Genomic DNA, 9,054 nt, shown 5'->3' on the forward strand with positions numbered 1-9,054 from the left:
TAATTCATGACTGACGAAGAAAAGCTGACATTAATACAAAAATATGAAGAGTTACCAGCGGAAGAATTTAAAGAGGAGTGTTTTGAAGATTTAAAAAAGTTCGCCTTTGATAAAGATGATACAGTCAAAACTTTTACTGCCAGTGTACTTTCACGTTTTGTAAATACAGCAAAACAGAAGGAAGCCATCGAGATTTTATTGCAATTATGTCATGAAGAAAATGAGCTGGTAAGAACAGAAGCTTATGATGCTATAGGTTGCTATTGTGAAAAAAGCGTGGTAAAAAGTCTTGAAAAAGCTGTTTTATCGGAAAAAGATGGGTTGGCAAGAAGTTATGCAATTGATTCGTGGATTTATGTACAACAGCACTTGTGTACAAACGAGACAGAAGTTATTGGATATTTGAATGCTATATTAGAAAAGGAACGAGATGATAATTGTATCTTGAATTGTCTGTATGGGAAATATTCTTTCGGAGAGAGAGCTGTTTTGGATGAAATCCTTAATTATATCAAGAATACAGATTATCATATACGGTGTAGTGTTTTGTCTATCATTCAATTGATTTTGGAAGACGAAAACTGCACAGAAGAATGGAAAAGAAAAATAAAAACTACACTTACAGAACTTTTAAAAAGGGAAAAAGCAAATGCAGTGAAAGATCAGGCAGAAGAAATAATGAGGTGGCTATAATGTGGCATATATGGACCATAGATGACTGGGAGAAAAATATTGATTTGACCAGAGAAGGGCATCGGACAGGGCTCCGGTTACGATTTGATAAAGATATTGACAGCGAAGTTCGCAGAGCATGCAAAGAATTTGCCGTCTTTTTGCGAAGAGAATATTTTTTTCCAATCCGGGTAGTGGTTTATATAAAAAATGTCAAGAAGCTTATCGCGATGGATGGAGATAAGGTGTATGGGACATTTTGGAGTATGTATGATGACTATAATATTGAACCACATATTCGTGTAGCAGCAGGAGAGTACATGGACTTGTGCCATAAATGGGGAAAAGATAGTGCGTTAACAGCGATACTATCTACGATAGCACATGAACTTACTCATTATTTTCAGTGGATTAATGCATTAAAACTGACACCGATTGGACAAGAGAGGCAGGCAACAAATTATGCACGATATATACTAGATGAATATGCGGAAACGAGAGAACATCCATAGGGGGAAGAAGTAGATGATGAACGACAATATTTCAATAGAGAAACTATGGTATGATGAAGACTTCTATGAAGTACAGATTATAATGAGTACGAAGCAAATTCATTGTAAGATAAATACATATATTGTTGATGAAGAAATTAATGCTCTTTCACAAAAAATATTAGATTATGTGAAAAACGATACAGGATTTTACTGGGAGATAGGAGAAGAAGATTCGGATAGTTGTCCTAAAATTATCATAGAATCATTTATAAAAGATATATCAGGACATATTGTGTTAAACGCATCATGTCAGTTACAATCAATTGAAGAAAATGCGAAATGTAATTATAATTGCAAATTTCCGATAAAAACAGAAATGGGTTTGCTTTATAATTTTGCTAAGCAGCTACCGAAGCTTAATGAACAAGAAGTAGGAATATGCGTTCACCTTTGGGAATAATATTCTGCGACATCTACAGTAACAATATTTACAAAAGCTTCATTTGAAGTTACTTCCAGTTCATCCATAATCTTTTGTATATCAATATCTTGAAGACCAGATGCCGGTGGAACATTTTCACCTTCCAGATTAGAAGAATATAAATATCCGGCCAGACAATCAACTGCCATAGAAAAAGCATCTTCGAGATCATCGCCACAGGTAGCGGTATTTAAATCAGGAAAAATAACAGAGTAACCAGTATCCTCTTTAATAAAACAAGCTGGATAAGCAGATAACATAATTAACACCTCCGTCATAATGCAGGGAGTTACGAGAAAGTAACTCCAGACTGCTCTGATATACTTTGTAGAAAATATAACTGGGAAAAACTAAAAGATTAAACAATTAAATCATAACATAGAAATATATAAAATCAATAAAATATTCTGATTAGAATTTTAAGAGAGAGAATTCTGTACATTCTCACTATATTTCTCAAAACTTTTTTCTATTTTTTCCAGCTTGCGGGCATGTTCTTTTAATTCTTTTACGAGTTTTTCTCTATCCTGCCGTTCTTTTTTATAGTTGATACGATGTTCCATGCTCGCCCAGAAATCCATTGACATTGTTCGGAACTGAATTTCTACAGGGAAATATTCCATACCATCAAGACAATAAACAGGAATGCCGAGAATGATGTGGTAACTACGATATCCATTAGGATAGTATCAGTTAGTGCTATAAAAATATTATGGCATCATCTTCACTACAAATGAGTTTTTAAAAGCATTTCTGTTCAATATTATTTTATGATTATTTTCAAATATTTTATATATCTCATCATAGTGCCTGCGGTCACATTCCTAATGGATAGTGTAAGTTAGTACTATAAAAAATAAAGTTATGAAAAGCCGGGAAATCCCCGGCTTTTCGTATATTTATAGAAAAATAATGTTAATATTTTTATGATGATCTACTTGAATTTCTTTGATGATAGACCGCCAGACACGCCGCTTTTCAGGAGCGGTAAAAGAAGAGTAGATATTTTCAAAATCTAATTTTAAAAATTCCTCAAGAGAAGAAAGGTCTTTTACTGGTTTTTGTTCTTCTTTTTGAAGCTCTTCAATCTGATGCTCAAAATCTGCCTTATCTGTTCGGAACTCTTCAAGTGTGATTAGTTCGTTCAAATAAAGTTCCTTTAGCTTTGACAATTTAGTTTGTAGTTTATGGATTCTGGCTTTATTCTGGACGACTGGAGCAGTCTCCAATTTGTAATCACAAATATATTGCTCTAATTCTGGCCGGACTCTTTTTAGTAGTTCTTTTTCTATGCTGCTTTCAAAAAAGACTTTATTATTTACACAGCGATGCAGGCGGTTAGCGTGACAGCGGTAGACAGAATAAAAATGATCTACTTCTTCACCAGATTTACGAACATAATGATTATGATTTGATGCAGCACTCATTACATAGCCGCAATCAACACAGCGGATCAGGCCGCTAAAGATATAATCATGTCTGTTTTTGCAGGTCTTAATGTTTAATTTAAGAAGACGCTGCACATCATAAAAAAGATCTTTCTCAATGATTGGCTCACAATAATTTTCATTATCACGAAAAATTCCGATGTACTTTTTGTTCTGTAGCATACGCTTTAAGCTGCTACGGCTACGAACAATACCAAAAGCATCCTGCATATATCGCAAGGTTTCGCCCATACTCCCATGTGCCTGATAGTGTTTGAAAATCGAAACAACGACAGGAGCATCTTTGTCCGGAACAAGATGCTTATCAACGATAGAATAACCAATAGGAGTTCTACCGGAAATAGCTTCACTATGGGATACTTTGTCTTTAAATACACCCTTGATTCGCTCAGAAGCGTTTTGCGCTTCCAGTTCTGCAAAAGCCATAGAAGTATTGACGAACGTTCGCCCTTGTGCGGTACTGGTATCAAAGAAAGGCTGCCGGATTGCAGTCCAGGAAACATTGTGCTTATCAAGGACTTCCTGTGTGTTTAGATAGTGCCGGAGACTTCGGAACCAGCGGTCAAGCCTGGTAAAGATAATTAGATCAATGAGATTAGCACGAACATCCGAAAGGAGTTTCTGGAAGTCCTCTCGTTTTGTTTTCTGGCCGGAGATACCTCCGTCAATGTATTCACCAGCCAGGATCATATTTTCATGTGCTTTAATATAGGTCTCACATGAATTGAGCTGATCGCGGATAGAATCCCCGTCTTCTGCCTGCTGTTCAGTGGACACACGGACATAAATTGCGACCCTTAAGATAGTTTTATCATTATTTAGTTTTCTTTTCATTTCTTTTTCTCCCTAAATGGGTATAAAAAATACACCCCTCATAGTTTCAAAAAGAAAAGAAGTGTGATATAATCTAAATGCGACTTTGGATTATATCGTTCTTTTCATTTCGGAATGAGCAAATAGTCTAATGGAATTCCGTCCGGTGCCAGCCGGGCGGTTTTTCAGTTTATTAGTTCAATCCCATTTTTTGCATAAGTGCTTCCTGGAGAACCTGCGAAAAATTAATATTCTGCTTCATAGCAGCATCATTAAGCCAGGAAGGAATAGTAAGATTCTTACGGACGGACTTTGTAAAGTGTGCTTTTGCGTATTCTTCAACATCTACAGTAACGATATTTACAAAAGCTTCATCCGAAGTCACTTCCAGTTCATCCATAACTTTTTGTATATCAATATCTTGAAGACTGGATGCTGGAGGAACACTTACTCCTTCCAAATTAGCAGAATATAAATATCCGGCCAGGCAATCAACCGCCATAGAAAGAGCATCTTCCAGGTTATCGCCGCAGGTAGCGGTATTTAGATCAGGAAAGATAACGGAGTATGCGGTATCCTCCTTGATAAAACAAGCTGGATAAGCAGATAACATAATAATACCTCCTTATGATTGGTGAGCAGGTGGGGCTATTTAAGCCCCGCCTGTTTTAAAATGGAGTTTTCGGTTCCCTTCGGTAAGTCCTTACAATGAAAAGGGATTGTAACCTTACCGGGTTTTGATGGATGTATGTAGTGCCGATGGGAACCAGCCTGCGACAGGAACACCCAGCCATCAGCAAGGATGGTTTTCTCCATTTCTCTTGGTTTCTTTGGCATAAGCCTTTACCTCCTTGCAATATTATAATAACATATAATACGCATAAAGTCAATACGCATAAGAAAAAAGAACATAAAAATAACACCCTTCACAATTCCCAAAAGGAAAGAAGTGTGTTATAATCGAAATGCGACTTTTGATTATGTTGCTTCTTTCAAATTTGGAAGTTTGCAAATAATCTGATGAATTCCGTCCGGCATTAGCCGGGCGGTTTTCTTTTTATTGAAAATTACTGAATATCAATATGTTCAACGATAGCGGCCGGAATAGTGATATTTCCACCCATAGTAGATTGATATGTAACCAGGCCGATAGATGTTCCGTAGAAACGAATCTCATCATCCTCTAGAACGCGAGATTTAAGAATAGAGGAATCATATCCGACTAACATAACTTTATCGTAATCATCGCTAGTAGCAATTCGCAACTGTGTCTGTTTACTGCTGGAGTCTTCCATTACCTGTAAAACCTTACCTGCAAATGTAATGTCCTTACCCATGTAATCGTCAGGAGTGCGGGCGAGCTGATCATAAGTGATTTCTGGATTCCAATTCTCTTTCTTGTAAGATTTTTTCTTTTCTTTCTTTTTCGCCTTTGTGGTTTTCTTCTTTGCTTTTGTAGTTGCCTCTGTGGTAGCGGCCTCTGTGGTAGCTTCCGTAGTTGCCTCTGTGGTAGCGGCTTCTGTAGTTGCCTCCGTAGCTGCAGCCTCTGTGGTAGTTTCTGCGGTTGTAGCGGAAGAGCCTGTACTGGAACTTTCGTCACTGTCTCCGAATATTGCCACACAACTTCCGAGCAATACAACAAAGATTAATAGAGTGATTAAACAACCTTTCTTTTTCCCCTTCTTTTCGTTCATTTTTTATAATCCTCCTTTGAATAAAAAATAATATAAATATTTTATCATATCTAAAAAAATCTTTCTATAAAAAATATTTTTATTCAAGTGTATTATTTTGCTTTTCGCAGTAGAAAACCAAATTTTACAATTCTCTCCGGAAAGGAGGAATGTAAGATGAAAGTTTTACTATGGGAAATGCGTACAAAGAAAAATTGTACATTGATGCAGTTGGCGAAAAAAACCGGAATCGGAAAGAGTACGCTAAACAACATCGAAAACGGGAAAACGTCCCCTACATTGTTCCAGTTAGAGACGATTGCAATCGCTCTTGACTGCCACATATCAGACCTGTATGAGTCAGACTATAAATAAATAGCATACCACAAAAGGGGGCGTATTTGTTTCGTCTGCACAACATTTCCATAATTGTGGAAATCGTCCGTGATAATTCCATGATTGTGGAAATGTATGCTATAATACAGACATCACAGGGATGAAGGGGGCATACATATGAAAGAAGTCGTCGATTACAAAAAACTCATTATTGAACTCGTAGAGAAAATGAAGAGTAGCAAGAATCTGAAACGAATGTACAGACTTGCAACCCTGCTTTACACCCGTGAGGCTGACAGTTAAATGCTGTCAGCTTTTTTTATTCCTCTTTTTTATCATTTCGCAAATCGTAAAAATACTTCACCAGGCGGCTAACGGCTTCAATATCTTCATCGGAAGCATACAGCAAAGTTTTAATCATATTTCTACGGTCCTCATTTTCATCGACTAAAATAGCATCAACTCTTGCAAGAAAATCCTCATCAGAATCTACAAACATTTCTCCAGATCCGGTAGTCAACCATCCATAGTCTACATTGAATTCTCGGCAAATAGATTTTGTCATTAGTTCGGTAAGATTACGTTCCCCTTTTTCTATTTTTGAAATAGCGGTTTTAGTTACACCTAATCTTGCACCAAACTTTTCGAGAGTTAATCCTAAATTTTTTCGCAAGTTTTTAACTCGTTCTCCTTGTGTCATTGGTTTGCTCACCCCCTTTCTGTTAATAGTAGCCTATCATGAAAAATAAAAAAAAGCAATAAAAAAGTAGACAATGCCAACAAAAAGTTATTGACAAGGCAGACTTAGTCTACTATAATGTAGACATAGCCAACAAATAAGATGCAAGAAAGGAGAAACAAGAATGACGAAAAAAGAAAAGAAAGACAAAATTTTAACCACAGCAGAAATGTACAAAGAACTGGATGAGAAAGACAAAATCTTTATCAATGGCTATCTTACAGGCAAACGAGAAGAACGTGCCAAGTGGGAACGTAAGCCAGCATAGGGAGGGGGAGATGGATTCAGCAACAAAAAAAATAGGAGAATACATAAAACAAAAAGGATTTAATCTATCAGAGATTTCAAGAAAAACAGGGATTACATACATGTCTTTATACAATAGTTTCTTAAATGAAAAACGAGAAAGAGATTTGAAGGTGGATGAATTTTTGCTGCTATGCAAATTTTTAGAACTTGATTCAATGACATTTTGTCCTGATGAGCAGAAGGAGAAAGGATAGATGGGATTTAAGGATATTAGCTTTTACGTAACGATTGTAATAGTGATTGGAAACGCGATAGAGATATTGTACAAGCTTACAAAAATAAAGGGAGAAGAACCTCTCCACAAAATTTATAGAGAGATTCTTCTGCAAAAACTGATGTTATGGTTTGTACTTATACCGATATTACTTGGTAAGATTAATATTTTTCTTTGGAGATAGAGCGTTCAATCTTTGAAAACCTACCATCAATACGTTCAAGAAACTTGGTTTGCTTATGGGAGTTTTCTAACATTTGATGTTGATATTGGGCGTTGGCTTTATCAGAAATATAATCATGTCTGGCTGTGTAGATGAAGCCTGCGATAGTAATTAGAGCAACAATTATTTCGAGATATTTCCTAAAAGCCGAAATGCTTATAGTTTTTGATTTTTGAGATGGAGCGTCCTCTATAAAAATGTCATTTTCTTTCAAAACCGCAGTTATATTGTTTGCAAGATTTTCTGGAACATCAACGGTACTTATATGTATATTTGCACTATTTATATCGGCTATTACACCCGAAGGAAATGCAGACTCGTCCACATTGAAATCATTGATTGTTTGGACTAATCCCTGAACCTTGCGAAATTCCAGAATGGAAGGAAAATCAGACTTAGCAATTATAGGCTGTGTTGTATGAAAAATTGCTTTGCTTTCAGCCATAGATTTCTTTAATTGAGATGAAAGCTCCTTAGTTTCAGCCATAGCTTCTTGAACTTGGGATGTAATTTCATTGCTATAGGATGGTAAAAGAATTTTATTGTTCATAGTGCCCCTCTCTTATCATAATGTAAAAAAATTTTAACACAATGAGAAGAAAAAAACAATCATACATTAGCGCAGGAAGGAGGGAAGAAAGATGCAGACAATATTAATAAGTATTTTAACAGCCGCAATTACAACGAAAATAATAGCTACCTATTATTTTAAAAAAATAGATAGATATGTAGAAAAAATGTGCGAAATGACTCTAAAAAGCAATGAGAAAACAGTAGCTATTATTTTACACAAACTTCAAGAAAACTTTGAACTAGAGGACTGACGATTGAAAAGGAGAGAAAATTGCAGAAAAAAGACATATTACTGATATTAGTTTCACTTATCTTGTGTAGCGTATTCAAAGCAACAGGAAAAATAATTGGAGACTTTGAGTATTCACAAACCTTTATGCTTCTTTATCTGTGTCTTGAAAACGTTTTAGAAAAAAGGAGTGAGAACGATAATAAAAAGAAAACAAATAGAGGCGGAGGAAGTTTTAGCTTTGATCGAAAAGGTGATCGAAGCACAACACAAAGGAAATGCGGTCGCCTTTAGCTTTAGTAACTATGGAATGAGTGTATTCGCTGCAAGAAAAGAGGAGATACAAAACAAGAAGCGGCCATGGGGGAAAACGTTCCACTTGTCTTTACGTTTTGATAAAGACAGGAAGAAATATGATAGATGCATGGAATATCTTGAAGAATTAATCAAAGAGGAGGAAGAAATCAATGTTTAAATCAGGAAAAGTATTACATCAACTTATGAATATGAATAAGGAGTTAGAAGAGACAAGAAAAGAAGTTCATGCTATTGCAGATAACTTAGGCTGCCATGAAACATTCCCCAATAATTATGATGTGAGATTAGTTAAGAAGAAATGCAACGGCAAGACAGTAAAGGTAAAAGTAGGCTTTTCACTTTCTAATGATGCGTGGGAGGAACTGGAGGAAAGCGAGGAATGGAATAAGGTACTTAAGTTCTTACAGGAGAAGGTAGTGTAAAGTAGCCTATGAAAAAATGGAGCTGAAAAAAAGGCTCCATCGGAACCTTGAAAATTGCAGATATGTTAGCTTTCGGCAGCGTACGCCACCCTTGACGGCACACCAAAACA

At 36.1% G+C, this 9,054-nt stretch carries 18 protein-coding genes and 1 pseudogene; 11 read left to right on the forward strand and 8 right to left on the reverse strand.

The window, feature by feature from the left end:
• Positions 1-6: 6 nt before the first annotated feature.
• Genes FYJ25_RS08135 through FYJ25_RS08145 form a run of 3 tightly spaced genes read left to right on the forward strand, consistent with a single transcriptional unit; the run spans position 7 to position 1,626 of the window.
• On the forward strand, positions 7-693 hold the full coding sequence (locus tag FYJ25_RS08135; RefSeq protein ID WP_154581007.1) for a HEAT repeat domain-containing protein: 687 nt from the start codon (positions 7-9) through the stop codon (positions 691-693).
• Positions 693-1,184, forward strand: a complete 492-nt coding sequence (locus FYJ25_RS08140) for a hypothetical protein (protein WP_154581008.1) — start codon at positions 693-695, stop codon at positions 1,182-1,184. The genes FYJ25_RS08135 and FYJ25_RS08140 overlap by 1 nt, the downstream gene beginning before the upstream one ends.
• A gap of 13 nt (positions 1,185-1,197) precedes the next feature.
• Positions 1,198-1,626 carry a hypothetical protein gene (locus FYJ25_RS08145; RefSeq protein ID WP_154581009.1) on the forward strand — a complete coding sequence of 143 codons (429 nt, stop codon included), beginning with the start codon at positions 1,198-1,200 and terminating at the stop codon, positions 1,624-1,626.
• Here FYJ25_RS08145 and FYJ25_RS08150 read toward each other — a convergent pair.
• The 6 genes and pseudogenes from FYJ25_RS08150 to FYJ25_RS08175 all read right to left on the reverse strand — a co-directional run bounded on the left by FYJ25_RS08150 (position 1,611) and on the right by FYJ25_RS08175 (position 5,602).
• Positions 1,611-1,907, reverse strand: coding sequence for a type II toxin-antitoxin system HicB family antitoxin (locus FYJ25_RS08150; protein WP_154581010.1), 297 nt, complete (start codon positions 1,905-1,907; stop codon positions 1,611-1,613). The genes FYJ25_RS08145 and FYJ25_RS08150 overlap by 16 nt on opposite strands.
• Before the next feature lie 159 nt (positions 1,908-2,066).
• A pseudogene (locus FYJ25_RS08155) lies at positions 2,067-2,330 on the reverse strand (GTP pyrophosphokinase); the annotation flags it as partial.
• 216 nt (positions 2,331-2,546) lie between these two features.
• Positions 2,547-3,929 (reverse strand): recombinase family protein, encoded by a 1,383-nt coding sequence (locus tag FYJ25_RS08160; protein ID WP_154581011.1) that lies wholly within the window; start codon positions 3,927-3,929, stop codon positions 2,547-2,549.
• 172 nt (positions 3,930-4,101) lie between these two features.
• Positions 4,102-4,521, reverse strand: coding sequence for a type II toxin-antitoxin system HicB family antitoxin (locus tag FYJ25_RS08165; RefSeq protein WP_154581012.1), 420 nt, complete (start codon positions 4,519-4,521; stop codon positions 4,102-4,104).
• Between the two features lie 35 nt (positions 4,522-4,556).
• Entirely contained in the window at positions 4,557-4,745 is a 189-nt protein-coding gene (locus FYJ25_RS08170) for a type II toxin-antitoxin system HicA family toxin (RefSeq protein ID WP_154581013.1), read from the reverse strand.
• A 230-nt stretch (positions 4,746-4,975) separates the two neighbouring features.
• On the reverse strand, positions 4,976-5,602 hold the full coding sequence (locus tag FYJ25_RS08175) for a hypothetical protein (RefSeq protein ID WP_154581014.1): 627 nt from the start codon (positions 5,600-5,602) through the stop codon (positions 4,976-4,978).
• Positions 5,603-5,758: 156 nt separating this feature from the next.
• Between FYJ25_RS08175 and FYJ25_RS08180 the strand changes: the two genes are divergently transcribed.
• Together FYJ25_RS08180 and FYJ25_RS14760 are read left to right on the forward strand one after the other, a co-directional pair.
• On the forward strand, positions 5,759-5,956 hold the full coding sequence (locus tag FYJ25_RS08180; RefSeq protein WP_154581015.1) for a helix-turn-helix domain-containing protein: 198 nt from the start codon (positions 5,759-5,761) through the stop codon (positions 5,954-5,956).
• Between the two features lie 138 nt (positions 5,957-6,094).
• Positions 6,095-6,220 (forward strand): hypothetical protein, encoded by a 126-nt coding sequence (locus FYJ25_RS14760; protein ID WP_279237050.1) that lies wholly within the window; start codon positions 6,095-6,097, stop codon positions 6,218-6,220.
• A gap of 16 nt (positions 6,221-6,236) precedes the next feature.
• On the opposite strand, the gene FYJ25_RS08185 is transcribed toward FYJ25_RS14760, so the two are convergent.
• Positions 6,237-6,617, reverse strand: a complete 381-nt coding sequence (locus FYJ25_RS08185) for a helix-turn-helix domain-containing protein (RefSeq protein WP_154581016.1) — start codon at positions 6,615-6,617, stop codon at positions 6,237-6,239.
• A 163-nt stretch (positions 6,618-6,780) separates the two neighbouring features.
• Here FYJ25_RS08185 and FYJ25_RS08190 point away from each other — a divergent pair, with 163 nt between their 5' ends.
• From FYJ25_RS08190 to FYJ25_RS08200, 3 genes are read left to right on the forward strand one after another with little or no spacing between them, the layout of a single operon-like run.
• On the forward strand, positions 6,781-6,924 hold the full coding sequence (locus FYJ25_RS08190; protein ID WP_154581017.1) for a hypothetical protein: 144 nt from the start codon (positions 6,781-6,783) through the stop codon (positions 6,922-6,924).
• Positions 6,925-6,934: 10 nt separating this feature from the next.
• Positions 6,935-7,159, forward strand: a complete 225-nt coding sequence (locus tag FYJ25_RS08195) for a hypothetical protein (protein ID WP_154581018.1) — start codon at positions 6,935-6,937, stop codon at positions 7,157-7,159.
• A complete protein-coding gene (locus FYJ25_RS08200; protein WP_154581019.1) occupies positions 7,160-7,363 on the forward strand; it encodes a hypothetical protein in 204 nt (67 codons plus the stop codon).
• Here FYJ25_RS08200 and FYJ25_RS08205 read toward each other — a convergent pair.
• Positions 7,341-7,952, reverse strand: coding sequence for a hypothetical protein (locus tag FYJ25_RS08205; RefSeq protein ID WP_154581020.1), 612 nt, complete (start codon positions 7,950-7,952; stop codon positions 7,341-7,343). The two genes, FYJ25_RS08200 and FYJ25_RS08205, sit on opposite strands and share 23 nt — an antisense overlap.
• A 91-nt stretch (positions 7,953-8,043) precedes the next feature.
• Here FYJ25_RS08205 and FYJ25_RS08210 point away from each other — a divergent pair, with 91 nt between their 5' ends.
• From FYJ25_RS08210 to FYJ25_RS08220, 3 genes are all read left to right on the forward strand, one after another.
• Positions 8,044-8,226 (forward strand): hypothetical protein, encoded by a 183-nt coding sequence (locus FYJ25_RS08210; RefSeq protein WP_154581021.1) that lies wholly within the window; start codon positions 8,044-8,046, stop codon positions 8,224-8,226.
• Positions 8,227-8,394: 168 nt separating this feature from the next.
• Positions 8,395-8,679: a hypothetical protein gene (locus FYJ25_RS08215; protein ID WP_154581022.1), complete on the forward strand. Its 285-nt coding sequence runs from the start codon at positions 8,395-8,397 to the stop codon at positions 8,677-8,679.
• Positions 8,672-8,944, forward strand: coding sequence for a hypothetical protein (locus FYJ25_RS08220; RefSeq protein WP_154581023.1), 273 nt, complete (start codon positions 8,672-8,674; stop codon positions 8,942-8,944). The genes FYJ25_RS08215 and FYJ25_RS08220 overlap by 8 nt, the downstream gene beginning before the upstream one ends.
• Positions 8,945-9,054: the final 110 nt, after the last annotated feature.

The sequence above is a fragment of the Anaerobutyricum soehngenii genome (assembly GCF_009697165.1).
GTDB lineage: Bacteria > Bacillota > Clostridia > Lachnospirales > Lachnospiraceae > Anaerobutyricum > Anaerobutyricum soehngenii.